This window comes from Streptomyces sp. NPDC001502, from assembly GCF_042894785.1.
Taxonomy (GTDB): domain Bacteria; phylum Actinomycetota; class Actinomycetes; order Streptomycetales; family Streptomycetaceae; genus Streptomyces; species Streptomyces kutzneri.
Genome location: NZ_JBIAVW010000017.1, coordinates 80531 through 105705, shown reverse-complemented (window position 1 = coordinate 105705; position 25175 = coordinate 80531). Strand labels below are relative to the sequence as shown.

Below are 25175 nucleotides of genomic sequence, written 5' to 3'. Positions count from 1 at the left end.
TCACGATCTACGGCTGGAGTACTAGCCTGCGGCGCCGAGCGGCGAGGGTGTGGCCCCGGCGGTGCGGGGCTCCTGGATCCAGGTCCCGGGCGCATCCGGCGCGGAGTCCTGCGTCCGCGCCGGTACCGCGAGACCGGTGAACGCCGGCGCCGCGGCGGCGACGGCCAGAGGCAGGGCCACCGCGGCGCACCGTCAACTCAGCGCATCGGCCAGCGCTCGGGCGACGCGTCCCGCCACATCGGCCAGAGGGTCGGTCCGCCCTCCGGGAGCCGGATCTCTCCGGTGACGCGGAAGCCCAGCTTCTCCAGAACATCATCACGAGCACGCCGACGATGGTCAGCAGCGAGTAGAAGGGAAGGTTGGTGACATTGCTGGACTCCAGGTAGGCGGGTTGCCCGCGCCGGTCGCAGTCGGCCAGCTGCTGACCGAGCAGCGCCGAACCGACCCCCATCCCCTGGAGTCCCCGGTCCGTCCCCACGGACGGCAGGTACCAGTGCGGCGCCTGCGGATGGGCCTCGTCCATGGCGTTCTGGACCTCCCCGGCCCGCGGCATCCCACGAAGGCCGAAGATGCTCGCGTACCGAGGGAGCGCGGCCAGCTCCTGCACGGCGGAGGGCTTCCAGTGCCCGGGCCCCGACCACAGCGCGGCGGCCAGCAGCCGCCCCTCGCCCGTCGCGGCGACCCGGACGGCACCGGCGCGGGGCCGCTGCTGCCGCTGGGCCAGCCGGAAGTACCGGGCGATCCTGCGTTCCCGGTCGGCAGCGGGAATCATCCATGCCATGACCGGGTCGTCGGCGAAGGCGCGGGCCAGGAGCGCGGCGACCGCCCCCGACTCGGCGGGCCGGGCGAACCGGATCCCGTACCCGGCCCACGGCGGTGCTGGACGTGTGCTCATGGGGCCACGGTAGGCAGCGGGGCCGGCCCGGCCCGGCCCGGCGGCGATGGACACGCCGTACGAGCCACCCGCTCGATCCGGCCGACCATGGCGCCCGCGCGGTGTCAGGAGGTGCGCTTCAGGGTCCAGGTGTTGGGGTTGAAGCTGGGGACTGCGGAGTAGCGACAGCCACTGGAGTAGTAGGTGTTGGTGATGGTCCAGCCGGCGGGCGGCCACGTGGACGCGCAGGCGTTGACCTGGGTGCCGACCGGGTAGCCTCTGAGGTCCTTGATCTGCTTGGTGTTGGGCGTGAAGCCGGAGCCGCACCCGCCGCTGTTCCACCACTGGGCGTCCACCCAGCCGTCCGGGGTGAGCGTGCTGGAGCACATGGTGAGCGTGTCACCGGGTGCCGCCGAGGCGGGGCTCGCGGCAAGGGTGAGAGCGGTGACGGCGGCCATGGCGGCCAGAGCGGCGGCGTGACGGATGCGGATCACGGGACGTTCCTTCCTCGGCGCGCTGGGGCCGCTGCCGACCATCGGCAGGCCGTAGCAGGCGCCTCGTCATTGCTATCCGACCGATTCCGGCTGCAGAAAGTCACCTTTTGGGCATAACGCTGCGACGGTTTAGAGCCGCGCGGTCAGCCGATCGGCTGCCGCATCTCGGCACGCACCTTGAGGGTCGTCTCGGCGGTCTTGGCGAGGTCGACGGAACCCGGCTTCTGCTGCGCGGTCTCCTCGCTGATGATGCCGACCGTGGCGCCGGTGTTCTCGTCGACCCAGGCGCACATCGGCAGGGAGCTCTCGACCCCGCTCTGCCGCACCGTCAGCACCTGGCAGGACAGGGTGATGCCGGATCCGGTGGGCGTGATGTCCCGCGCGGGGACCGCCAGGGACGCGCCTTCGGACTCCGCGGCGCCGCGCAGCATCTTCTTGCGGGCTCCCGCGGTGTCCTTGAACCGGCCGTACATCCCCGAGACGACCAGGGCGCCCGACTCCTTCGGTGACTCGGAGGCGTACTGACCGGCAGCCGGCTTCGGATCGCGGACCGTCGAGTCGTAGGTGCCCTCCAGGGCCTCCTTGCCCGCGGTGGCGGAATGGTCCTGGACCAGCTCGTACTTGCCGTCGACGAGGGTCTTGGGAACGGTGAGCCGGTACCGGGCCTCGGGGAAGCCGGATCCGCTCAGCCTGGCCCCGACCGCGCCGATCGCGCCCAGCACCAGCACCGCTCCCGCGACGATCCCGATCACCATGCCTATCCGGTTCTTGCGCGGCGGCGTGCCCGTCGGGGGCTGTCCCCACGCTCCTTGACCGGGGTACGGGTGCGGCGGACCGGGCTGCCCCGGGTACGGCTGCCCCGGGTACGGCTGCTGGTGCGCGGGCGGCGCGGCATACGGCTGTCCGCCGTAGGGATTCGGGGGCTGCGGGGGGCCGTACGGGCCGGGGGGCTGCTGGGGCTGCTGGGGCTGGGGCATGCTCATGATCGAACGGTACGCCAGCCCCGCGTACCGCGGGATTCCGGCCGCCGTGGCCGCGGGGACAGCCCTCGGGGTTCCCATCTCTCCGGGCCGGTGGACGCGTGGTCTGGGCCGGAACCCGCCCTGGAAAGTAGGATCAAGGAATGTCTGACACGACCGAAACTACGCCCGGCTGGCTGAGCAGCGACGAGCTGGAAATGGCCCGGGCCCAGATGCCGATCCTCTACGTCGAGGCCGTCCCCGTACGCGTGGACGACACCGGCGAAGTCACCACCATCGGACTGCTCCTGCGGATCGGCACGGACGGGGCGATGAGCCGGACCCTGGTGTCCGGCCGTGTCATGCACCACGAGCGGATCCGTGACGCCCTGCTCCGCCACCTGGAGAAGGACCTGGGCCCCGTGGCCCTGCCCCGTATCCCCACGTCCCTGCAGCCCTTCACGGTCGCCGAGTACTTCCCCACGGTGGGCGTCACCCCCTACCACGACCCCCGCCAGCACGCGGTGTCACTCGCCTACATCGTGCCGGTCACGGGGGACTGCCGCCCCCGTCAGGACGCCCTGGACCTGGTCTGGTTCAGCCCGCAGGAAGCACTCTCGGCAGCCGTGCAGGGCGAGATGCCGGGCGGTCACGCGGCGCTGCTGAAGCAGGCGCTCGCGCATGTGGGGTACACGTACTGAAGTCGCCGCGCCCACCGCGCGGCGCTCCACGCCGGTCCGGTCGCTGCCCCTGATGGACGCCGGCAGCGACCGGAGCCGGCCGGCCCCGGCTACGGGGTCTGCGCCGGGGTGAACTTCGTGAGGATCAGCAGGGTGTCGACGAGGTCCTCGGCGGGGGCTCCGGTCGCCAGGCGGCGCAGCTGCTGCCCGAAGACCAGGGCCACGGCCACCCCGGCCAGGCGTTCGGGGTCCGGGACGCCGAGCTGGGTCAGGATGCGGGTGGCCAGCAGGTCGTAGGCGGCGAAGCACTCGGCCGCGGCGGCGCGCAGCCGCTCGTCCCGGCCTGCCTGGACGTACAGCTCGAACGGCGCGATGTGGCGGCTGTCGAAGGCGTTGCCGCCCGCCACCTGTGCCACCACCTCGGCCGCCTGCCCGATGTCGAACCGCTCGTCGGAGCATGCGTCGGCGAGCGCCGTGAAGTGCCGGGTCTCCTCCGCCACGAAGTGCAGCAGGCTCTCACGCAGCAGCTCGTGCTGGGTTGCGAAGTGGTAGGTGACGGAGCCGAGGGAGACCCCGGCCTCCTTGGCGATCCGCCGGTTGGTGACGGCGGCGATGCCGTCCTGCCCGATGATCCGCAGTACGGCGTCGATGATGCTCTGGCGGGTGTCGGAAGCATGGGGCATGGCGTAATTCTGCCCCATGAGCCGCTTCGACCTCCCGGGCGGGGCAGGGGAGTTGAGGACGACGAGGTGTGGACAAGGAGCGGAGCCGTCCATACTGTTCGTTCGAACGAACAGTTGAGGGACTTCGCCAGCCGCACGGGAGTGCTCGTGGACATATCCGGATCGAACGTTCTGCTCACCGGCGCCACCGGAGGAATCGGCGCGGCCCTGGCCGCGCGCCTGACCGCGCAGGGGGCCCGCCTCACGGTCACCGGGCGGCGGGAGGAAGCACTCAAGGCCACCGCCGACGCCTGCGGCGCCCGTACCGTGGTCGCCGATCTGGCCGTACGGTCCGATGTCGTACACCTCGCCGAGAGCTGCGCGGAGACGGACATCCTCGTCGCGAACGCCGCGCTGCCCGCCAGCGGCGACCTCCTGGACTACACCGAGGACCAGCTCGACCGCGCCCTCGACGTCAACCTCCGCGCGCCCGTCCTGCTCTCCCGGCTGCTCGCGGAGCACATGGTGGGCCGCGGTCGCGGCCACATCGTGCTGGTCGGCTCCCTTTCCGGCAAGGCGGCCACCAAGTCGACCTCCCTGTACAACGCGACGAAGTTCGGGCTGCGCGGATTCGCGCTCGCCCTGCGCCAGGAGCTCAGGGGTACGGGGGTGGGGGTGTCCCTGGTCCAGCCCGGCTTCGTCCGCGACGCCGGGATGTTCGCCGCCACCGGTGCCACCACGCCGAACGGCATCAGGACCGTCACGCCCGGCCAGGTCGCCGACGGCGTCGTCCGAGCCGTCCGCCGCGACCGGTGCGAGGTCAACGTCGCGCCGCTGGAGCTGCGGCTGCTGAGCGCCGTCGCCGGGCAGTTCCCCGGGTTCGCCGAGCGCGTCCAGGCCCGTATGGACGTCGACGGGTCCGTGCGACAGATCGTCGAGGCCCAGCGCTCACGCCGTTAGCCGGGCGCGGCCGTTCCCGCGCACCCTCGCACTGCCGCACTCCCGCACTCCCGCACTCCCGCACCAGCACGCACGCCTTCCACGCCACCCCACGTGAACGGAGAGCACGGCTGTGCCGAGTGAACACCTCCCGAGCGATGCGCCCGACCCGCGCTCCGACCCCGGCTCCGGCTCCGGCTTCGGCCCCTCTGTCGAGCGGCGGTCCCTGCTCCGCTTAGGGGCCCTGCTGGCCGCGGGCGGAGCCGCCGCGCTGGTTCCCGCACCGATCGCGCACGCCTCGACGAAGGGCCAGGGCACCGACACGGTGACCACCACCTACCGCGGCCACGCCCCCTACGGCAACGACCAGTGGGCGTACGTCGCCTTCGACGTCCCCGCCGGGGTCCAGCGGATCTCCGTCGCCACGACCCACGACGCCGCCGCCGGGATCCTGGACCTCGGCGTCTTCGGCCCGGCCGGCTTCCGCGGCTGGTCGGGAGGCGCGCGGTCCGGTTTCACCCTCTCCGCCGCGGACGCCACCCCCGGCTACGTGCCCGGACCCGTCGAGCCGGGCGCCTGGTCGGTCATCCTGGGGCCGATGGTCGGCAGCACCGGCGGTATGGCCTGGCAGGTCGACGTCACCCTGCACCACGGGGAACCACTGCCCCAGACCCCTTACGACATCCTGCCGGCCTCGGTGGCCGGGCGGGGCCCCGGCTGGTACCGGGGCGACCTGCACCTGCACAGCGTCCACTCCGACGGGCAGCGCACGGTGGAGGAGATCGTCGCGGCCGCCCGCCAGGAGGGGATGCACTTCATCGCCACCTCCGACCACAACACCAGCTCCACCGGCGTGACCTGGCGCGGCAACGTCCCGACCGACCTGCTGGTCATCAACGCCGAGGAGGTCACCACCCGCCACGGCCACTGGCTGGCCGTCGGCCTGCCGCAGGGCGAATGGGTGGACTGGCGCTACGGCCCCGCGAACCAGGGAGCCTTCGAGGGCCAGGCCCGGCGCGTGCACAGCCTGGGCGGACTCACGATCGCCGCCCATCCGCTCACTCCGGCTGCGGGTTCCTTCTGGGAGTTCGGCCTCGACCGGGTGGACGCGCTGGAGGTGTGGAACGGACCGTGGACCCTGGACGACGCGGCCAACATCGCCGCCTGGCACGTGATGCTCTGCCTCGGCAAGCGGGTCGCCGCCGTCGGCAACAGCGACGCGCACAGCCCCGCGGACGCCGTCGGCCGGCCCCACAACGTCGTGTACGCCGACCGGTTGTCGACCCCCGCCGTACTGGACGCTCTGCGCCTGGGCCGGTCGTACGCCGTCGAATCCGCGGCCGTGACCCTGGACTTCACCGCCCGCGCCGGCGGAGCGGTCGCGGGACCCGGCCAGGAACTGCCCCTGTCGTTCTTCGACGCCGTCGACGTGACCTTGAACGTGACGGGTGCTCCCGACAGCATCGCCACGCTGTACACCGAGTGGGGCATCATGGCCGCCACCTGCATCGACGGCAGCGGCAGCGGGCAGCTGCGCTGGCGTGGCTGGGGCAAGGCCTCCCTGTTCGCCCGGGCCGAGGTGCGCCGGCCCAAGCCCGCCTCCACCACCCTGGACCAACTGGTGGCCCTCACCAACCCGGTGTGGTTCCACTCCGCGCGACTGCCCCCGTACGACGTCGAACGGCGGGTGCTCTTCCACACCGAGCGCCGTCCCGACGGGTCATGGAGCGGCATGCGTCCGCTGCCGGGGGCCGCCGGATCCGGATCCGGCTCGGGCTCCGGCTCCGGCTCGTTCGCGGGGGTACAGAGTGCCGTGGCCGGCATGGCGGACGGCTCGGCCATGGTGCTGGGCATCGCACCCGACAACGGTCTGTGGCTGACCGCCGTACGGGGTTCGGCGGCGCTGCAGCCCTGGCAGCGCGTCGCGGGGCCGGACGGCTCGTCCGGATTCACCGTGCGCGAGGCGGACATCGCGGCCTTTCCCGACGGCACCTGCCAGATCGTGGTGACGGCCATGGACGGCACCGTCTTCCACCAGCAGCGCCGCGCCGACGGCGGGCTGCCCGGGTTCCGGGCGCTGCCCGGAACCACCGCGAAGAGCCGCTGGGGCGCCACGAAGGTGTCGATCGCCGCCATGCCCGACGGGTCCGCCCAGTTGCTCGGTTACGGCACGGACGGCGCCATGTACCACTGCGCCCGCGGGCGGAACGGGACGTGGACGGCCTGGGGGCGCCTGGCCGGCTACGACGGAGCCCCGACGTTCTCCGGTCCGGCCCTGGCGATCACCGGGATGCCCGACGGGTCCTCCCAGGTCCTCGCGATCGGGCTCGACGGGATGGTGTACCACCAGCTGAGGCGGCCGGACGGTTCCTGGACCGGCTTCCGGCCCCCGCGGGGCGTCACCACGGCGACCATGGGGGCCAGCGCCATCGGCATCGCCGGGACTCCCGACGGTTCCGCCCAGGTCGTGGCGGTGGGGCTCGACGGACGGATCTGGCACAACGTCAGGAGGCCGGACGGCTCCTGGACGCCGTTCTCCCAGGTACCCGGCCCGAACGGGAGGGACCCCTTCCCCGCGGGGCAGGTCCGCATCACCGCCCTGCGTGACGGCTCCACGCACATGACGGCCATCAGCGCCGGCTAGGACCCACGGCGTTGTCCGTCGTTGTCAGCGGCGTGCCGAGAGACCCGCGAACCCCGTCAGGCCCACCCGGCCCACCCGGCCCACCAGCACGCCGCTCGGGGCGATCAGGCACGACAAGGCGCCGATGCGCCCCGCCCGTTCCCCGTGTCGTCACTCCTGCAGCAGCTTCGTCACCAGCTCGCGCGGCAGCCCATGGGTGTCGTGGAGGTAGTGGAAGTCCTCCTGGGTCAGCGGGCCCCGGAACCGGGGGCGGGCGAGCACCTGCCGCCCGCGTTCCAGGAGCCGGCGGAACCGGCGCTCCTCCTCGCGCAGGATCCGGCGTACGTCACCCGGGCTCATGTCCTGCCGGAAGTGGTCCAGGGTGTGCCGGACCAGTTCGTCCGGCAGGTCCTCGATGCCACGCGAGGCGTCCTCCCGCCACAGCACGGTGAGCATCCGCCGCACGAGGCGTCGCAGCACGTAGCCCTGCCCGGTGTTGGCCGGGCGCACGCCGTCGCCGAGTACCACGACGGCCGAGCGCAGGTGGTCGCAGACCACGCGCAGCGACCGTTCGTCCAGGGACCACAGGGCCGGTACGGCGCTGCGCCAGGGGTCGAAGACGTCGCACTCGAACACGGACGGCTTGCCCTGGAGCAGGGAGGCGAGCCGCTCCAGGCCGAGGCCGGTGTCCACGTTGCGCTGGGGAAGGGGCACCAGGGAACCGTCGTCGAGCCGGCGGTGGGTCATCGTCACGTGGTTCCACACCTCCACCCAGCGGTCGTCGCGGGTGGGCGTCGACTCGGGCGGGCCGTCGCCGCTCCACAGGAAGATCTCCGAGTCGGGACCGCAGGGTCCCACGGGCCCGTTGGACCACCAGTTGTCCTCCACGGTGAGTTCGACGGGGACGCCGAGCTTCTGCCACAGCTCCAGGGAGGCGGTGTCCGGCCCGGTCCGGTCGTCGCCGGCGTGGACGGTGGCGTGCAGCCGGCCGGGATCCACGCCCAGCCCCTCGGTGAGGAGCCCGTATCCCCAGTCGAGACTGAGCGGGCCTTCGTAGTCGCCCAGCGACCAGGTGCCGAGCATTTCGAAGACCGTCAGGTGGGTGGCGTCGCCGACCTCCTCCAGATCCGTGGTGCGCAGACAGCGCTGGACGTTGACCAGTCGCCTGCCCAGCGGGTGGGGGCGGCCCTCCAGGTAGGGGGTGAGCGGGTGCATGCCGCAGGTGGTGAAGAGTACGGGGTCGCCGGGCGGTGGCAGCAGCGTCGAGCCGACGATACGGCGGTGCCCGCGGTCTTCGAAGTACTCGACGAACGTGGTGACCAGCTGCTCGGTATTCATGGGTGACTCCTTCGCGTCGAGCGGGAGAGGCACCGGAGAACGGGTCCGTGCAGTCTCCGGCCGGGGGGCGAGGGCGCCACGGCACAACCGACGGACCGTTGTCCGGTCGCCGGGGAGAGGGGAAGGTCAGGCGGCGGCAACCGGCGAGCTGGTCGCTCGCGCGGTCGCGGTGGTGCTGGGGCCGGTGACGTTCATGCGGCTCACGATAATGCGAGCCTGCCGCCGGTGCTCGGGTATTTTCGCGCCGGCGGCCGGGGCGGGGGCGGGGCGTGGGGCGTGGGGCGTGGGGCGGGCTACTCCGTCGTGGTTTCCTTCACCACCCACGCCAGGTACTCCTCCGAGGATCCGGCGGTCGGGAGCACGATCCACTGCGGCACCTCGTACGGGTGCTGCTCGTGCACCCATGCCCGCAGCGCGGCGACCTTCTCCTCGGTCGTGTTGAAGGAGAGCCGGTACTCCCGCTCGTGCTGCACGGCGTCCTTCCACCAGTAGAAGGAGGTCATCCGCGCGTCGATCTGCACACCGGCCGTCAGCCGGGCCTCCACCGCGCCCCGCGCGATCTCGTGCGCCCTCGTCTCGTCGTCCACGGTCGTCTGCGCGATCACGATGCTCGTCATGTCGGTCCTCCTGGGTCGGGTTCGGCCACCCTACGGTCGCCATCCGCTCAGCGCGGGGCTCGGGTCGCGGGCGGGACGTGACGAACCGTGCGGTGTTCCGCCGCGGCGCGGCTATCGTGCGGCATCAGGGAACCGGTTCGGGGGAGGGACTGTGGCATTGGTCGATCAACTGCCCGCTCTGATAGGCGTGGTGGTCGGTTCGCTCGGCTCCTACGCCGTACAGACCTTGACCGAGCGCCGGCGGTGGAGGCGGCAGCGGGAGGAGCGGTGGGACGAGAAGCGCTTCGAGACGTACGGCCGTTACGCCAACGCCCTCAAGGCACAGCTTCGCGTCGCCCAGCGCATCGGCGCATCTCTCGGATTCGCGGACGTGGCCGACCCTCTGGCACCGGCCGAGGGTCTGCCCATGCTCGCCGACGCGGAGTCCCACCGGGCGACGGAGTGGGAGTCCGTCCTGCTCGTCGGGGACGCGGCGACGATCGCGGCGGCGCGGCACTGGCACGAGACGGTCTGGACCGTCGAGCTGCTCGTACGGGAGGGTGCGGTCGACGGCGAGAGGTGGACCACGGCGCATCGGCTCGCGAGTGCGGCGCGTGACGCCTTCTACGAGAGCGCGCGGCGCGACCTCGGCATAGAGGGGGCTCCACCGCCGTCGGGGCAGTGGCCACGGCAGTGGCGGGCCGAGCTCTCCGGGTGAGGGTCCGGGGGCCGGCCGCCTCGACCCGGTTTCCGTGGCACGCGTCAGGCACGTTCCAGCATCCGGCGGCGCAGGGCGTCGTAGATGGGTTCGCCGCCCAGCCGGTCCGCGGTCACGGTCGCGGCGAAGCACGCGATCAGCAAGGGCAGCAGGAGCGTGCCGCTCCCCGTCATCTCCACGACCAGGACGGCGCCCGTGAGTGGTGCCCGTACGACGCCCGTGAACACCGCGGCCATCCCTACCACGGCGAACGCGCCCGCGCCCGCCGAGCCGGCCGGCAGCAGGGGGGAGGCGAGCGCGTGGGTGAGCGTCCCCCACAGGGCTCCCAGGGCCAGTAGTGGGGCGAACAGGCCGCCAGGAGTCGCGGCCGCATAGCTCAGGGGTCCGGCCACGAACCGGACGGCGAGGCAGAGCACCAGCGCCGCCACCGTCAGGCTTCCGCCCGTCAGCAGGCGCTCGCTCAACTGGTCGCCGCCGCCCGTGAGGAGCGGATCGAAGGCCATCAGCGCGCCGACGCCGGCCCCGATGACCGCGGCGCGTGCGACCAGGGGCACCCGGGTCAGCCGGTCGCACACCTCCAGTGTCCGTACGACCAGAGCGCTGTACGCGGCGCCCAGCGCGCCGGCCGTCATCCCGGACAGCAGGAAGACCGGCAGCATCCACAGCGGAGGGGCGGGGGCGTCCGACAACGGAAGGACGAGCGCGTCACCCACGATGAGCCGGGAGCAGGCCACCGCCGTGACGGTGCCGACGAGGGTCAGGAGCACCAGACGCGGCCGGACGGTGCCGGTCACCTCCTCGCAGACGAACAACAGCCCGCCCAGCGGGGCGGTGAACGCCACCGCCAGGCCCGCCCCGCCGAGCGCGGTGTGCAGCATGCGGACGTCCTCCGCGCCCTGCGCGTCCCCCGCGCCCGGCCCGTCCCCCGCTTCCCGTGAGTCCGCTGCATCCAGGCGGCCGCGCCGGCCCGCCGCGGACCCGATCGCGGCGCCCATGTGGACGATCGGCCCCTCCCTTCCCAGGACCAGGCCCGACCCGATCGCGATGAGACCACCCAGGAACTTCGCGGGCAGCAGCCAGGCCGTACGGGCCTCGGCCTCCTGCCGCCATACGGCTTCCACGTGCTGGATCCCGCTGCCCGCGGCGTGCGGGACCCGCTGGGCGATCGCACACGCCACCGCGGCGCCCACCGCGGTGAGGACGACCGGAATCAGCCGGCCCGCCGCCCCCAGCCCGGAGGCCGCCTCCAGAACCGAACCGCGCAGCTGGTCGGCATGCTCCAGGCACCACCGGAATCCGCCGCCGACCAGCCCGACCAGAGCGCCCGCCACCCCCGCGACCACGAAGGGGCGGCCGGATCGCCGCCGACCGGAACGGACGCGGCGCGGGGCCTCGCTCATTGCTAGTGCTGGGGCAGGTAGGTCTTGGCGTCCTCGTACGTCCCCTCACCGGGTGCGGTGGCCACGGCGTAGAAGAGGTTCAGCACACCGGTCCGGAAGGTCTCGGCGGACACCAGCTCCAGCGGGATCGACGGCGCGTCCTCCTCGAACAGGCGCATGCCGTTGCGTACGGCGATCGGGTGCAGCAGGAGGTTCAGTTCGTCCAGGAGCCCGGCGGCCACCAGTTGACGTACGACGGAGACCGAGCCGCTGATCCAGACGGGTGTGTCCGTGTCCGGCGCGTTCTTCAGCGCGGCGACCGCTGTGGTGAGGTCGCCGACGAGCAGTTCGGAGTTCCGCCAGGTGAAGTCCTTCGGGCTGTTCGACACCACGATCTTGCGGGCGTCACCGAGCACCTCGGCGAACGGGGCGTCCTCCCCGCCGACCGCTTCCCGGTCCGGCCAGGCGCCCGCGAAGCTGTCGTAGGTCCGGCGCCCGAGCAGCAGGGTGTCGGCCCTGCCGAGGGTCGCGTCGACGGCCGCGCCCATCTCCTCGTTGAAGTAGGGGAAGTGCCACTGATCGGGCGCCTCGACGACACCGTCGAGCGAGATGAACAGCTGCGCCTTGATCTTCCTCATACCGGTCTCCGGGAGATGGTGGTCGGTCCGTCCGCGTACGGCCCCATCCAAGGGCACGCGACCGCCGGGCGGCGTACGACTCCCCGGCAGGGACGCATACGGCTTCGGTGCGGGGAGGGGCGCCGGCGTTCATGTGGCCACGTGGCCACATGTCATGCGGACCGGTGCCGTCGCGCCCCTCCCCTGAGGGCGGGCCTTCGGTCGGCCCGTCAGTTCTCCCAGGCCGCTGCGCCGCGCAGGAGGTGGTGGTCGGACATGCCCGGGGTGCAGGCGGCGGCGTCTCCGCGCACGGTCTTGAACCAGTAGTAGCTCAGGAAGATGTAGTCGATCTTGCCTTCAGGGCTTGCATGCGGCGAGCATCCGCTGGCCCGCTCGACGGTCGCCTCACCGCTGCGGCAGCGGTCCCCGGACTGGGGGCAGTCGGAACCGGTGAACTCCGACTTGTCGTTCTCGTCGACCTCCTGGAACACCCCGGTTCCCCCGCCGTGGTTGTAGAGGGGAGCCATGCGCGCGTCCTTGGGCAGCATGTTGAAGTCTCCGGCGAGCACCACCGGGTCTCCCTGGTCGGCGAAACCACGCGTGACGCGGGCCACCTGTGCGGCCTGGGCCTCCGGCTCGTCCCCCTTGAAGCTGAGGTGGGTGTTGCACGCACGGACCGTGCGCTCGCCGACAGCGGCGCGGGCGCACAGCAGGATCCGCTGTTCACCGCCCGACCGGTTGTCGAGCATGGTGACGCTCCGACTCCCGTTGTTGATCACGCCGGGGCTTCCCTTGGCGAAGGTCGCCAGACCGTAGCGGGTGTCGGCACCCCACTTGGCGCACTTGTCCGCATGGGGCAGGGCGGCGCCCCAGACGGAGTCGTACATCTGGCCGCCGTCGGTGCGGTTCTGCAGCCCGTCACGCAGCAGCACCCACTGTCCGTAACACATTTCCTGCAGCATCACGAGGTCCGCGTTCCAGTTGTCCATGGCGCCGACGAGCTTGTCGCGCCAGGCGGTTCCGGACCCGTTGTAGATGGCGCAGGACGCGCCGCAGACGTTGTACGTGATGAACCTGGGGCTCGGCCAGTTGGCGGCGTCGGGGGTGTCGGCCTGCGCGGGGCCGGGGCCCGAGGCGAAGAGCAGTCCGACGGAGAAGAGGCTCGCGAGTAAGACGCGTAGGACAGGGCGCACGGGCAGCTCGTTCCGTGATCGATTACAGGTGGCGCGCATTCTCACAGTCGTCGAACATGCGCGCCACGAAATATCGGGGCAGCTGCCTGAACACCGCGGACGTCGGGGACGTCGGGGACGTCGGGCAGGGCAAGGACGGCCCTCAGGCTCCCGGTCGAACACGGGTGAGCGCTGGGCGTTGTAGGCCGGTGACAGATCGACGGTGCAGGGTGGCTGACGGTGCGACCCCTCCCGTCGTCCCACCGACCCGCCGACCCGTGTACCGCCGTGCCAGGAGCCGCCCTAGTGAACGCTGACTCCATGCTGCCCCAGCGCCACGCGCCCGGCCCCCGGCCGCCTCGCGAGGACGTTCCGCTCCCGAGGCGGCGCGGGCGCGCGGGAGCGGCCCTCCACGGCGTCGGCGCGGTCACCGCCGTCCTGCTCGTGCTCGCGGCCATCGGGGCGGCGATCGGCGAACCGGTGCTCATACCGTCCCTTGCCGCCAGTGCCGGAGTCCTGCACAGCACGCCCACCCTGCCCACGGCCCAGCCCCGGAGCGTCGTCGTCGCGCACCTGCTGGGCGCCGGAGCCGGGTACGTGGTCCTCGCGCTGTGGCAGAGCGGCCCCTGGAGCGCTGCGCTGGCCGGGGGGCTGACGTTCGCCGCCACCACCCTCGCCCGGACCCCGCACTCGCCCGCCTGCGCCACCGCCGTCGTCGTCGTGCTGCAGGCCCCCGCACCTGTGCGGTTCGTCCCCCTGCTGCTCGGCGCCACCGTGGTCCTCGTCCTCGCCGGCTTCGCGGCGTCCCGCGTACGCCGGGGCGCAGCCCGGTACCCCGTCCGCTGGTGGTAGCGGCGGCGGCGCGGCGTACGACGCGCTACGCCGCGGCCGCCGAAGGCTCCCCTTCCGGCGTCGCCCTCATCGGGGCAGGAAACCGAAGATCCTCGCCAGCGCGGCGACCAGACTGAGGTGGGCGACGACCAGGAACACCCACTCCATGGGGCCCATACTCCACCGGCTGCGGGCCGTCAGCCGCCATGCGTACGCCACGCAGCCGAGGCCGAGCACGAACAACGGCGCCCAGAGGACGGCCCACCAGGACCGGACCTCGGTGATCCGGAGCACGAGGGACAGCACGGCGAACAGCGTCACGGCCAGACCCCAACCGGGCTTCTCCTCTTCCTCGACGGCGGACGACAAGGCTGGCGAGGCGTTCAAGGCAGGTCCTCTCGGGTCCACTGGGGGCAAGGCCACAAGGGGTGCCGCACGTGCGAATCCAGTCGCCCCGGCGTTCGAACACGGCTTACCCTAACCATCAGTTGAAGAGCTGTGACTGATTCTGCTGGCGCCCTGGCCTCAGGGCGCACACAGGGGGGACGCTCGTGCGATACCTACTTCGCGCTGCCTTCGGCGCAGCGATACTGCTGGTCACGGCCTCCACGGGCTGCTCGGGTGGCGAAGGGGGCTCTGCGAGGCCGTCGGCCACCCGAGCCGCCTCCTCGACCGCTGCGCCGACTCCCTCGCCCCCGGGTCTGACCGAGGTGGTCGACCGGACCCGTACCGCCCTGATGACGTCGGGGGCGGTGGGCGCCGACGCCCCCGGCTCTCAGGGCCTGATGCTGGTCGAGGCCTGGCCGACCGGCGCCGCCTACGCTTGGGAGACGCCCGACCAGCGGCTGTGCTGGGCGTCGGTTGCCGGAACCACGTTCTCCGAGCGAGCCTGCGCCTCCGAGCCCATGGCCATCGAGAACGTGAGGGGAGTGGGCACGCTCGCGACCCTCTTCACCGATGGCTGGGTTCTTCTCTTCGCCGCCGACCACCAGCAGGTGACCTCCGCGACCTGCGGCGGCGAACCCCTGGAGGTCCGCCGGGTCGGTACCGTCGCGCACGGTGCCCGGACGCTGTACGCCGTGTGGTTCCCGGACTACACGAAGGGCAGCATCGCTCTGCTGCTGAGCCACGACGGCACGACTTCCGAGGCTCAGCTCCGGCTCGGCGGCCTCGGCGACCGTACCTGCGCCGCCTCCTAGCCCTCTCTTTTGGACTGATCGGCGACCTGGCCGGTTTCGGTGGTCGGCGGCCACGGCTCACGGAGGTCGGCCGGTCCTGCAGGTCGTCCACCTGATGCGCCCTGATCCGACACGATCCGATCTGATTCATCCTGAACACACCAGCCGCAGGAGCAAGCACCGCGACAGCGGGCGGCATCGGGCCGACTTGATGCCGTGAGCTGCGGATCTTGCATCGGTTTCCGCCCAATGGTCGGGTGGGAAGTCGCCCCAACCTGCGCAACCCATGCGGCCGTTCGCACGTCTTGCAGGCCGGGCGACCCGCCTGCCCGCTCTCTCGCGAACGCGAGGGGCACAGGCGGCGCCCCGGCCGGAACCCCCCTTCGGCCAGGACCAGGGCGCACGCTTCGCCGACCCCGGTCCTTGTCCCCCCACGCGTTGCGCAGTTCGAGAGGTCTTTACCATGTCCGTGGCCGACACCGGTTTCAGCGTCCTGTCCGAGGACTTCGCCGCCGCCCCCCACCGCTCCTTCGCACGGCTGCGGGAGCGAGCTCCGGTGCACTACGAGCCGGCGATCGACAGCTACTTCCTCTCCCGCCACGAGGACGTGAAGCGGGTGCTGACCGACCATGAGGCGTTCACCACCGAGACACTGCAGGTGCGCGCCGAGCCGGTGATGCGCGGGCCGGTGCTCGCCCAGATGACCGGGGCCGAGCACACCGCCAAACGAAGAATCGTCGTCCGGGCCTTCACCGGTCCGGCACTCCAGGACCAGATACGCGCCATCCACGCCAACGCCGCCGAACTCCTGGCCCCCTTCCTCGCCCGGGGCCGGATGGACCTGGTCAACGACTTCGGCAAGCCCTTCGCCGTCCACGTGACGCTCGACGTCCTGGGCCTGGACCGAAGGGACTGGCAACAGGTGGCCGCCTGGCACAGCGGTGTGGCCGAGTTCATCACCAGCCTCACCCTCACCCCCGAACGCCGCCGCCACTGCATGGACTGCGCCGAGCGGTTGGAGGCCTATCTCCTCCCCGTGATCGAACAGCGGCGCCGCCACCCCGGCGACGACCTGATATCGAAGCTGTGCACCGCCGAGTTCGACGGCATCGCCATGAGCGATCGCGACGTCACCGCGCTGATCATCAACGTCCTCGTCGCCGCCGCCGAGCCCGCGGACAAGACACTGGCCCTGCTCTTCAAGCACCTGATCGACCACCCCGAGCAGCTGGCACAGGTCCGCCGGGACCCGGACCTGCTGGCCGCCGCGATCGCCGAGACCCTGCGTTACACCCCGCCGGTCCAGCTCATTCCCCGCCAGGCGGAGGAGGACAGCGTGTTCGCCGGGACCACCGTCCCGGCGGGCGCCACCGTCTTCTGCATGATCGGCGCGGCCAACCGCGACCCGGACGCCTTCACCGCCCCGGACACCTTCGACATCCACCGCCCGGACCTGGGCACCGCCCGCTCCTTCACCGCGGCTGCCCAGCACCTGTCCTTCGGTACCGGACTCCACCAGTGCGTCGGCTCGGCCTTCGCGCGCGCCGAGATCGAGACCGTCGCCGCGATGCTCCTGCCCCTGCTCGACCAGGTCCGTTACAGCCCCGGCTTCCGGTACCAGGAGGCCGGCCTGTACACCCGGGGCCCACTCTCGCTGTCGCTGGACTTCACCCCCGTCCGCTGAAGCGGCACCGGCCGTGACCGACGTACATGACCGGCGTCCGTCCCTCGCCCGGCATCCCCGGCATCCCCGGCCTCCCCGGCGTCCCCGGCCTCCCCCGCTTTCCCGCGCGTCCCGGGCTTCCCGGGCTTCCCCCGGGCACAGTCCTCCGCGGCTCCTGGAACCCGGACCTCCCCCGTACACCCCCCACTCCGAGCAGGCGAAGACGACCATGACACCGACCGACATCACCCGAGCCATCGACGACCTGCTGTTCACCCCGGGCCTCGACCTCACCGAAGCCATCGACCGGCACTTCACCGCCGACTACCGCCAGCGCACCAACGGCGTGTGGAGTGACCGGACCTCGTTCGCCGAGCACATGACGCGCCTGCGCTCCCTGATCCGCAGCGGGCACATCGAGGTCCACGACGAGCTCCGCGACGGACCGCGCTACGCCGACCGGCACACCGTCACCCTCGTCCACGACGACGGCCACACCTCCCGCACCGAGGTCTACCTCTTCGCCGAGCTGGCCCCCGACGGCCGCTTCCGGCGCGTCGAAGAGACCACCCTCCTGGTCACCGGTCAACCCGACGACGGGAATCTCGGTCTCATCAGGTGACATGAACGGGCCTTACGCGGAGCGCCCGCTCCGCGAAGGGCCCGTGACCCGACCGAGCCTCCAGGGTGTGCGGCTCCCGGCGGGAACGACGAGGACCCGGCGTCCGTGACGTCCTCCCGGCCGGCTCGCACCGCTCACCCGCCGTCACGCCCGGCCCCTCCATGAGGAGGCCGGCACGGCTTCGCCAGGTCGGAGCCAGGTGGTCCGCGAAGGATCCCGGACCACCACGATCGCTGTCCGCTGCCGGAACAAAGGGATGGAGCCGCCATGGTGTCCGTGGGGGAAAGACTGAGCAGAGCGCGCGTACGGGCCTTCGTCGGCCGGGACGAGGAACTCGGGCGCTTCGGCGCGGCGTTGGCCGGTGATCCGCAGGCGCCGTTCGCGTTCTACGTGTACGGGCCGGGCGGCATCGGGAAGTCGACGCTGCTGCGGCGACTGGCGGACCACGCGCGGGCGGCCGGCCGGCTGCTCGTCGAACTCGACGGCCGGTTCGTCAGCCGGGACCCGGCCGATTTCGAGCACGCCGCCGGACCGTTCCTGGACGTCCCGGGCACAGTCCTCTTCGTGGACTCCTTCGAGCACTGCCAGTGGCTGGAGAGCTGGCTGTGGCACCACTTCCTGCCGCGCGCCGCGGACGACACCCTGGTCGTCCTCGGCGGCCGGCGCGCTCCGCAGCCGCAGTGGGCCGCCGATCCCGCCTGGTCCCGGCTCCTGCACGTGAGCGAGCTGGAGCCGTTCTCCGCGGAGCAGGCCCGGAGCCTGCTGGTGGCGGCGCAGATCCGGCCCGAACTACGCGACCGGGTGCTGCGCTTCGCCGGAGGCAACCCGCTGGCGCTGTCGCTGGCGGCCGCGGCCGGATCCGAGGGCTGCGGCCGGGAGGAGATCTGGGCGCCCACGGCGGACGTGCTGCGCACCCTGCTGGCGGGGCTGATCGGGGAGGTGCCCACGGCGGCCCACCGCCGTGCCCTGGAGGTGGCGGCGCAGGCCCACTCGACGTCCGAGGAGCTGCTGGCCGCGGTCCTTCCCGGGGAGGACGTCCATCCGCTCTTCTCCTGGCTGCGGGACCTGCCGTTCATGGAGTCCACCCTGCGGGGCCTGTACCCGCACGACGCGGCACGCGAGACGCTGGCCGCCGACCTGCGCTGGCGGGCGCCCAACGCCTTCGAGGCGATGCGCCAGCGCCTGGCGGACGAGTACCTGCGCATCCTGCGCGAGGCGCCCGAGGAGCGGGTGTGGACGGTCACCGACGATCTCTTCTACCTGTTCCGGGAGGGCGCGACGCTGGCCCGGCTGCGCTCCTGGTCCCGCGAGGACGAGGTCCACGACCGTCCTCTGCAGCCGGACGACATCGATGTCATCCTGCGCATGGCCACCGAGACGGAAGGGGCCGCGTCCGCGGACCTGGTCCGCTACTGGGCGCAGCGCCAGCCGCAGGCCTTCAGCGTCTACCGGCTCGTGAGCACGGGCCGGATCGTGGCGTTCACGGCCCGGCTGGCCCTGCCCTCCCCTCCCGACGCCCAGGACCTGGCCACCGATCCCGTCGTGGCCGCCGCGTGGCGGTACACCGAGGCCACCGCGCCGGTGAGCCCCGGTGAGCACATCGGGGTCAGCCGCTTCTCGATCTACCCCGAGCAGTACCAGGTGCCCTCGCGCGTCATCGACCTGAGCAGTTCCCGGGCCCAGGCGGAGGCGGCCCGCGCCCGCGGGCGCGCGTACGGCTTCGCCGTCTTCCGGGACGCCGAGACCTGGGCCGAACGCGTCAAGGGCACCCTGGTGGACACGGGGGCGCGGCCGCGGGTCGGCGAGTACACGTACGGGCTGTTCGGCGTCGACTGGCGTCAACTGCCGGTGGAGTCATGGCTCATGCACTTCATAACGGCCACCGAAGCGCCCGCTGCGCCGTCGGGACCGTCGCCCGTCTCGCGCACCGCGTTCGACCAGGCCGTACGCGAGGCGCTGGCCCACTGGCGTGATGCGGACGCGTTCGCCGCCTGTGCCCTGATGCGCACCCGTCTCGCGGCCGACCTCGGTGATCCTGTCGGGGAGTTGCGTGCCCTGCTGCGCCGGGCCGTCGACGACCTCGGGCTCGACCCGCGCGGGGTGCGTGCCCGCGAGGCCCTGACGGCGGGCTACTTCTCCGGCGCGCCCACCCAGGAGGCGGCGGCCCGCCGCCTCGGCCTTCCGTACGGCACCTACCGTCGCCACCTGCGCCAGGGCCTGGACCTGCTCTGCGAGGCCCTGTGGCAGCGGGAGTTGCACGACCCCCGTCAGTGACGGCGGACGCGCGGCTTCGCCGCTGCCGGGTGGACAGGTGCGGACAGGAGTGGACAGTGGCCACCCCGGCCGGGCCTGGATAGTGGACACCGTCCGCGCCGAGTCTGTGCGACATGAACGTTGCACTCACGCAGACGGGCCGGGCAGCAGGCCGGGCCCCCGGGCCGGGAGCGGTGCTCGCCGCGCTCGCCGCGGCCCAGTTCACCGTCATGCTCGCCACCTCGATCGTCAATGTGGCGCTGCCGCAGATCCGTGCGGGGGCCGGCCTCTCGGACGGCGGGACCACCTGGGTGGTCAACGCCTACGGCCTGGCGTTCGGCGCGCTGCTCCTGGCGGGCGGACGGGTTGCCGACCTGCTCGGCCGCCGCCGGGTGCTGGCCGCCGGGCTCGCCCTGTTCGCGCTGGCTTCGGTGGCGGCGGGACTGACCACCTCCGCCGGCGTGCTGATCACGGCCCGTGCGGTGCAGGGCGTCGGCGCCGCCGCGATCGCCCCGGCCGCGCTCGCCCTGGTGATGGACCGGTTCCCGCCCGGCCCCGGGCGCGGCAGGGCGCTGGGCGTGTGGGGAGCGGTCTCCGGCGCGGGAGCGGCGGGCGGTGTGCTGCTGGGCGGTGTGCTCACCCAGGCCTGGGGCTGGCCCTGGATCTTCCACTCGGTGGCGCTCGGAGCGGCGGTGGTGCTGGCCGCCGTGGTGGCGCTGGTGCCACGGGACGCGCCGGCGGAGGCCGGCGGAAAGGGCGAGCGGCAGCGCGGCCGGTTCGACCTGCTGGGCACCGTCACCGTCACCCTCGCCCTGACCTGCCTGGTGTGGGGGCTGACCACCGCACGCGGCGCCGGCTGGACCGACGCCCTGGTGCTGGGCTCCCTCGGCGCCGCCGCCGTGCTGCTCGCGGCCTTCTATGTGATCGAGCGCCGCCGGCCGAACGCGCTCATACCGCCGCGGCTGCTCACCGCCGGGCGGGTCGCCGCGGGCAATGTGCTGATGGCGCTGCTGGGTTCCGTATGGATCGCCCTGTTCTTCTTCCTGCCGCTCTACCAGCAACAGGTCCTCGGATCCGGCCCCTTGGTCACCGGTGTGGGACAACTCCCGCTCGCCCTCGCCCATATGATCGGCTCCGCTCTCGCACCGCGGGTCGCCCGGGTCATCGGTGCCACCGCGACCGTGACCGCGGCCCTGCTGACCGAGGCGGCCGGTCTGCTGTGGCTGTCGTGGATGCGGGCGGACGGGAGCTATCTCGTCGATGTCCTGGGGCCGAGCATCCTGGTCGGTCTGGGCCTGAGCATCGCCTTCGTCCAGCTCACCGCGCTCGCCGTGGACGGCGTACCGCGGCAGGACGCGGGGCTGGCCGGCGGACTGGTGAACACCACCCGGCAGGTCGGCGGCGCGATCGGCCTCGCCGCCCTGGCCACCCTCGCCGGCTCCGTCACCACCCACGCGTCCACCGGCCTGCCTCCCCTGGAAGCCCTCACCGCCGGATACCGGGCCGCCTTCACCGTCTCCGCCGCCGTCCTCGCCACCACCGCACTCCTCGCACTGTTCCTCACCCGCCGCAGCGGGGCCCGTACCCCGACCGCCGCCACCGCCCTGCCCGCCACGGACCCGGGAACCTCCCCGCTCTCCCCCGCCGGGCCGGCCCGGTAGATCAGCCACAGCCGCACCACCGACACATCTCATCCAGACAGGAAGTACAGCCATGGTCACCATCGACGAGACCGCTCCCGTGATCGTCCGCCTGAGCACCGTGATCGACGCCCCGCTCACGACCGTGTGGGCGCTGCACACCGACGTCGCGGCCTGGCCCGCCTGGAACTCGGACATCGACCGGACCGAGGTCGACGGACCGCTGCTGCCCGGCAGGTCCTTCAGCTGGCTCACCCACGGCCTGGACATCACCTCCACCGTGCAGGAGCTGGTCCCCGGGAAGCGGATCGTCTGGGGCGGAACCGTCGACGGCATCGTCGGCATCCACGTGTGGGCCTTCGAACAGTCCGCTGCCGGGGTCGTCGTCCACACCGAGGAGTCCTGGAGCGGCGCCCCGGTCGACGCCGAGACCGACGAACTCGGCAAGGCGCTCCACGACTCCCTGGAGGGCTGGCTCGCCCACCTCAAGAGCCGTGCCGAACAGGCTGCCTGACCGAGCACCACATCCGCGCTTCCGCGCACCTGCAGTTCCACGTACCCACGTACCCACGTATTTCCACGCATCTCCACGCGTCCACGTATCCACGTACCCACGAGAGGGATTCCTGCCATGACGACCACCCCGCCGTACCTGACCGGCCACTACACCCCCGTCGCCGAGGAGGTCTCCGCCTCCGGCCTCACCGTCGAGGGCACGCTGCCGCCCGAGCTGACGGGCCGGCTGCTGCGCAACGGGCACAACCCCAAGCCCGGTGTCACCCCCACCCACTGGTTCAAGGGCAGTGGGATGGTCCACGGCATCCGGCTGCGCGACGGGCGCGCCGAGTGGTACCGCAACCGCTGGGTCCACACCCCCGCCCTCGACGGCGCTCCCTACATGACCGAGCACGGCCCCGACCTGACCGCCAGCGCCGCCGGCACCCACGTCATCGAACACGGCGGACGCCTCCTCGCGCTGTGCGAGGCCAACCTCCCCTTCGAGCTCACCCCGGACCTCGACACGGTCGGCGCCTACGACTTCGACGGCAAACTGCGCACCGCCATGACCGCGCACCCCAAGGAAGACCCCGTGACCGGGGAGCTCCACTTCTTCGGCTCCTCCCCCTTCCCGCCGTTCCTGACCCACTACGTCGCCGACGCCAAGGGCGCCATCACCCACAGCGCCGAGGTTCCCGGAGCGACCGCCTCCCTCAAGCACGACTTCGCCATCACCCGCCGCCACGTCGTCTTCGTCGAGGGCAACGTCACCTTCGACCACACCGAAAGCTCCGGCATCCCCTACAGCTGGAGCGACCACCAGCCCGCCCGTATCGGCGTCATGCCCCGCGGCGAGGACGGCGCCCGCCACACCCGCTGGTTCTCCATCGAACCCGGCAACATGCTCCACGTCTCGAACGCCTACGAGGACGGCCAGGGCCGCATCGTCCTGGAAGGCCCCACCGTCGACCGCGAGGGCTTCCACCTCTCCTGGAACTGGTGGGTCGGCGCACCCGGACGCGGCAGCGAACCCGTCGCCCGCTCCTACACCCGCCGCTGGATCCTCGACCTGATCGCCGGCACCGTCGACGAACAGATCATCGACGACCTCCCCGTCGAGTTCCCGACCATCAACGAGGACTACCTCGGCGCCGAGAACCGCTACCAGTACGCCATCTCCTTCCCCGACGAGAAGGGCTTCGGCGGCTACGGCATCGTGAAGTACGACCGCACCACCGGCGCCCGCCGCATCCACCAGATCGGCGACGCCCGCATGCCGAGCGAGGCCGTCTTCGTCCCCGCCACCGGCACGACCCACGAGGACGACGGCTACCTCCTCACCGTCGTCTCCGACCTCAAGCAGAACGCGTCACAGCTCCTCGTGCTGGACGCCTCCGGCCTCGACCGCATCGCCACCGTCCACCTCCCCCACCGCGTCAGCGCCGGCCTCCACGGCTCCTGGATCCCCGACACCACCCTGGACGGCTCCGCGGGCTGACCCTGGGCAGGGATGCGCCCGCGCACTGCCGCATCCACCACCGCCCACCGAGAACGGCCCTCCCCCCGGGGCCGGTTGCCGGAGCCGCGAGACGTTCGCGGCTCCGGCACACCCATGTTCCGAGCGCGGCAGGCGCAGCAGGCGCGCAGGTCCGGTCGGAGAGGATCAGGTCTTGTGGCGGCTTTCGGCTTCGGCGTTCGCCATGGCTTCGGCTTCGCTTTCGACCATGGCTATGGCGACGCCGAACGCCTGGGCTATGTGGCCGGCGGCCGACATGACGCGCGCGGTGCCCACGACGGGGGCGATCGCGACGAGCACGTCCTGCAGCTGCTCGACGGTGAAGTCGGCCTTGACCGCGGGGCTGATGTGGGCCAGGTAGGAGATGGCCGGGGCGTCCATGGCCACGAGGGCGGCGATGCGGGTGGTGATGAGCGTCTTCTCGTCCATGCCGCAGTGCTCGATGGAGTCGATGGTCATCGCGGCGAGCGTGTCGAGAATGGGAGCGTCAGACCTGGTGGCCATGTCGGAACCGCCTTTCGGTGCTGAACTGAGCCGGACGCGCCGGCCCTGACCGCGGGACCGGGGGCGTGTCGGCGGGTTGCCGTTTCAGCGTAGGCGTCCCCCGGAGCCCGCGCCCGTTGGGCCGTCCGGGCGAATACCCGCAGGTCGCGGGCGCTTCGCAGGTGCTCGTGCCCCGTCGCAGGCCGCGGGCGGACCGGACAGTAGGGTGGCCGGATGGACGCTTCCTCGCTCTCCCGTCCCTTCCGGCTGCTCGTGACAGGCGGCGGGACCGGCGGTCACACCTACCCTGCCCTGACGGCGATCCGCACGTTGCGCGGCCGCCTCGCTGCCGAAGGATCCGCGCTCGATGTGCTGTGGATCGGAACCGCGGACGGTCTGGAGGCGCGGGTCGCTCCGGCCGAGGGCATCGCGTTCAGGACGGTCGCCACGGGGAAGATCCGCAGGTCGGCGAATCCCCTGAAGATGCTCTCGGCGGCGAACGTCAAGGACATGGCACGGGTGCCGCTCGGCGTGGCCCAGGCCCGTACGGTCGTGGCCGAGTTCCGGCCGGACGTGGTCCTGGCGACGGGCGGGTACGTGGCCGTCCCGGCCGGGCTCGCCGCCCGGTTGTGCAAGCGCCCTCTGGTGCTGCACGAGCAGACGGTCCGGCTGGGTCTGGCGAACCGGAAGCTGGCCGGTTCGGCGACGCGCATCGCGGTGTCCTCCGAGTCGTCGCTGCCGCTGCTGCCGGCCGAGGTACGCGGCCGGGCGGTCGTCACCGGCAATCCGGTGAGGCCCGAGATCCTGACCGGGCACCCCGACAAGGCGGTGCGGGCGCTGAACCTGACGGGGTTCGACAGGCGTCTTCCGACGGTCTACGTCACCGGCGGGGCGCAGGGCGCCCAGCAGATCAACGGCGTGGTGCGGGAGGTGCTTCCGTGGCTGCTGAGCCACGCGAACGTGATCCACCAGTGCGGCCCGGCCAACGTCGACGGCCTCCGGTCCGCTGCCGCGGGTCTCGACCCGGTCCTCGCGGGCCGGTACCACCTGACGGGCTTCGTCGGGCCGGAGCTGCCCGACGTACTGGCGCTCGCCGATGTGGTGGTGTCCCGTTCCGGGGCGGGCACGCTGGCGGAGCTGACCGCGCTGGGCAAGCCCGCGGTGTTCGTTCCGCTGGCCACCTCGGCCGGGAACGAGCAGGCGCACAACGCGCGGCACCTGGCCGATGCGGGCGCTGCGGTGGCCCTGCTCGGCGAGGTCACCGGGCGGACCCTCGCGGAGGCGGTCGGTCCGCTGCTGACCGACGCCGCCGGGCGGACGGCGATGGCGCAGCGTGCGCGTGCGTACGGGAGGCCGGACGCCGCGGACCGGCTGGTGGACGTCCTGCTGTCCGCGGCGGCGGGGGGTTCCGACTGACCGGTGCCGCCCGTGCGTGGGCAT

General features: G+C 72.3%; 24 protein-coding genes. 13 read left to right on the top strand and 11 right to left on the bottom strand.

Going from position 1 to position 25175, the window contains the following annotated elements:
* Positions 1-7: 7 nt before the first annotated feature.
* From ACFY0D_RS27245 to ACFY0D_RS27235, 3 genes are all read right to left on the bottom strand, one after another.
* Complete coding sequence (locus ACFY0D_RS27245; RefSeq protein ID WP_390800688.1) at positions 8-895, bottom strand: hypothetical protein; 888 nt, start codon at positions 893-895, stop codon at positions 8-10.
* Positions 896-999: 104 nt separating this feature from the next.
* Entirely contained in the window at positions 1000-1368 is a 369-nt protein-coding gene (locus tag ACFY0D_RS27240) for a hypothetical protein (RefSeq protein WP_390800687.1), read from the bottom strand.
* A 143-nt stretch (positions 1369-1511) separates the two neighbouring features.
* On the bottom strand, positions 1512-2351 hold the full coding sequence (locus ACFY0D_RS27235; protein ID WP_390800686.1) for a hypothetical protein: 840 nt from the start codon (positions 2349-2351) through the stop codon (positions 1512-1514).
* Positions 2352-2491: 140 nt separating this feature from the next.
* Between ACFY0D_RS27235 and ACFY0D_RS27230 the strand changes: the two genes are divergently transcribed.
* Positions 2492-3028 (top strand): NUDIX hydrolase family protein, encoded by a 537-nt coding sequence (locus ACFY0D_RS27230; protein WP_390800685.1) that lies wholly within the window; start codon positions 2492-2494, stop codon positions 3026-3028.
* Between the two features lie 89 nt (positions 3029-3117).
* Here ACFY0D_RS27230 and ACFY0D_RS27225 read toward each other — a convergent pair whose 3' ends face one another.
* Positions 3118-3690 (bottom strand): TetR/AcrR family transcriptional regulator, encoded by a 573-nt coding sequence (locus ACFY0D_RS27225; RefSeq protein WP_390800684.1) that lies wholly within the window; start codon positions 3688-3690, stop codon positions 3118-3120.
* A 147-nt stretch (positions 3691-3837) separates the two neighbouring features.
* Between ACFY0D_RS27225 and ACFY0D_RS27220 the strand changes: the two genes are divergently transcribed.
* Together ACFY0D_RS27220 and ACFY0D_RS27215 are read left to right on the top strand one after the other, a co-directional pair.
* The gene (locus ACFY0D_RS27220; RefSeq protein ID WP_390800683.1) at positions 3838-4629 is read left to right on the top strand and encodes an SDR family NAD(P)-dependent oxidoreductase; all 792 of its coding nucleotides are present in this window, start codon (positions 3838-3840) and stop codon (positions 4627-4629) included.
* Between the two features lie 112 nt (positions 4630-4741).
* Complete coding sequence (locus ACFY0D_RS27215) at positions 4742-7252, top strand: CehA/McbA family metallohydrolase (RefSeq protein ID WP_390800682.1); 2511 nt, start codon at positions 4742-4744, stop codon at positions 7250-7252.
* Between the two features lie 150 nt (positions 7253-7402).
* Here the strand turns inward: ACFY0D_RS27215 and ACFY0D_RS27210 are convergent, their stop codons facing one another.
* Complete coding sequence (locus tag ACFY0D_RS27210; protein ID WP_390800681.1) at positions 7403-8569, bottom strand: alanine--tRNA ligase-related protein; 1167 nt, start codon at positions 8567-8569, stop codon at positions 7403-7405.
* A 293-nt stretch (positions 8570-8862) separates the two neighbouring features.
* Positions 8863-9186: a divalent-cation tolerance protein CutA gene (gene cutA, locus ACFY0D_RS27205; protein ID WP_390800680.1), complete on the bottom strand. Its 324-nt coding sequence runs from the start codon at positions 9184-9186 to the stop codon at positions 8863-8865.
* 151 nt (positions 9187-9337) lie between these two features.
* Between cutA and ACFY0D_RS27200 the strand changes: the two genes are divergently transcribed.
* A complete protein-coding gene (locus tag ACFY0D_RS27200; protein ID WP_390800679.1) occupies positions 9338-9883 on the top strand; it encodes a hypothetical protein in 546 nt (181 codons plus the stop codon).
* 44 nt (positions 9884-9927) lie between these two features.
* On the opposite strand, the gene ACFY0D_RS27195 is transcribed toward ACFY0D_RS27200, so the two are convergent.
* The 3 genes from ACFY0D_RS27195 to ACFY0D_RS27185 form a co-directional block, all read right to left on the bottom strand.
* Positions 9928-11283 (bottom strand): ClC family H(+)/Cl(-) exchange transporter, encoded by a 1356-nt coding sequence (locus tag ACFY0D_RS27195; protein ID WP_390800678.1) that lies wholly within the window; start codon positions 11281-11283, stop codon positions 9928-9930.
* 2 nt (positions 11284-11285) lie between these two features.
* The gene (locus tag ACFY0D_RS27190; protein WP_390800677.1) at positions 11286-11900 is read right to left on the bottom strand and encodes a dihydrofolate reductase family protein; all 615 of its coding nucleotides are present in this window, start codon (positions 11898-11900) and stop codon (positions 11286-11288) included.
* 209 nt (positions 11901-12109) lie between these two features.
* Positions 12110-13072, bottom strand: a complete 963-nt coding sequence (locus ACFY0D_RS27185; protein ID WP_390800676.1) for an endonuclease/exonuclease/phosphatase family protein — start codon at positions 13070-13072, stop codon at positions 12110-12112.
* Between the two features lie 285 nt (positions 13073-13357).
* On the opposite strand from ACFY0D_RS27185, the gene ACFY0D_RS27180 reads away from it, so the two are divergent.
* Positions 13358-13903, top strand: coding sequence for an HPP family protein (locus tag ACFY0D_RS27180; protein ID WP_390800675.1), 546 nt, complete (start codon positions 13358-13360; stop codon positions 13901-13903).
* A gap of 66 nt (positions 13904-13969) precedes the next feature.
* Here ACFY0D_RS27180 and ACFY0D_RS27175 read toward each other — a convergent pair whose 3' ends face one another.
* Complete coding sequence (locus ACFY0D_RS27175) at positions 13970-14269, bottom strand: hypothetical protein (protein ID WP_390800674.1); 300 nt, start codon at positions 14267-14269, stop codon at positions 13970-13972.
* A 323-nt stretch (positions 14270-14592) separates the two neighbouring features.
* Between ACFY0D_RS27175 and ACFY0D_RS27170 the strand changes: the two genes are divergently transcribed.
* The 7 genes from ACFY0D_RS27170 to ACFY0D_RS27140 all read left to right on the top strand — a co-directional run bounded on the left by ACFY0D_RS27170 (position 14593) and on the right by ACFY0D_RS27140 (position 23234).
* Positions 14593-15081, top strand: a complete 489-nt coding sequence (locus ACFY0D_RS27170; RefSeq protein ID WP_390800673.1) for a hypothetical protein — start codon at positions 14593-14595, stop codon at positions 15079-15081.
* Between the two features lie 442 nt (positions 15082-15523).
* Positions 15524-16744, top strand: coding sequence for a cytochrome P450, cyclodipeptide synthase-associated (locus ACFY0D_RS27165; protein ID WP_390800672.1), 1221 nt, complete (start codon positions 15524-15526; stop codon positions 16742-16744).
* Positions 16745-16952: 208 nt separating this feature from the next.
* On the top strand, positions 16953-17345 hold the full coding sequence (locus ACFY0D_RS27160; protein ID WP_390800671.1) for a nuclear transport factor 2 family protein: 393 nt from the start codon (positions 16953-16955) through the stop codon (positions 17343-17345).
* A gap of 267 nt (positions 17346-17612) precedes the next feature.
* On the top strand, positions 17613-19619 hold the full coding sequence (locus tag ACFY0D_RS27155; RefSeq protein WP_390800670.1) for an AAA family ATPase: 2007 nt from the start codon (positions 17613-17615) through the stop codon (positions 19617-19619).
* Positions 19620-19732: 113 nt separating this feature from the next.
* A complete protein-coding gene (locus ACFY0D_RS27150; RefSeq protein WP_390800669.1) occupies positions 19733-21259 on the top strand; it encodes an MFS transporter in 1527 nt (508 codons plus the stop codon).
* A gap of 52 nt (positions 21260-21311) precedes the next feature.
* Positions 21312-21752, top strand: a complete 441-nt coding sequence (locus tag ACFY0D_RS27145; RefSeq protein ID WP_390800668.1) for an SRPBCC family protein — start codon at positions 21312-21314, stop codon at positions 21750-21752.
* 117 nt (positions 21753-21869) lie between these two features.
* Positions 21870-23234: a carotenoid oxygenase family protein gene (locus ACFY0D_RS27140; RefSeq protein WP_390800667.1), complete on the top strand. Its 1365-nt coding sequence runs from the start codon at positions 21870-21872 to the stop codon at positions 23232-23234.
* A 165-nt stretch (positions 23235-23399) separates the two neighbouring features.
* On the opposite strand, the gene ACFY0D_RS27135 is transcribed toward ACFY0D_RS27140, so the two are convergent.
* The gene (locus tag ACFY0D_RS27135; RefSeq protein WP_390169943.1) at positions 23400-23756 is read right to left on the bottom strand and encodes a carboxymuconolactone decarboxylase; all 357 of its coding nucleotides are present in this window, start codon (positions 23754-23756) and stop codon (positions 23400-23402) included.
* A 213-nt stretch (positions 23757-23969) separates the two neighbouring features.
* On the opposite strand from ACFY0D_RS27135, the gene ACFY0D_RS27130 reads away from it, so the two are divergent.
* The gene (locus ACFY0D_RS27130) at positions 23970-25151 is read left to right on the top strand and encodes a glycosyltransferase (protein WP_390800666.1); all 1182 of its coding nucleotides are present in this window, start codon (positions 23970-23972) and stop codon (positions 25149-25151) included.
* Positions 25152-25175: the final 24 nt, after the last annotated feature.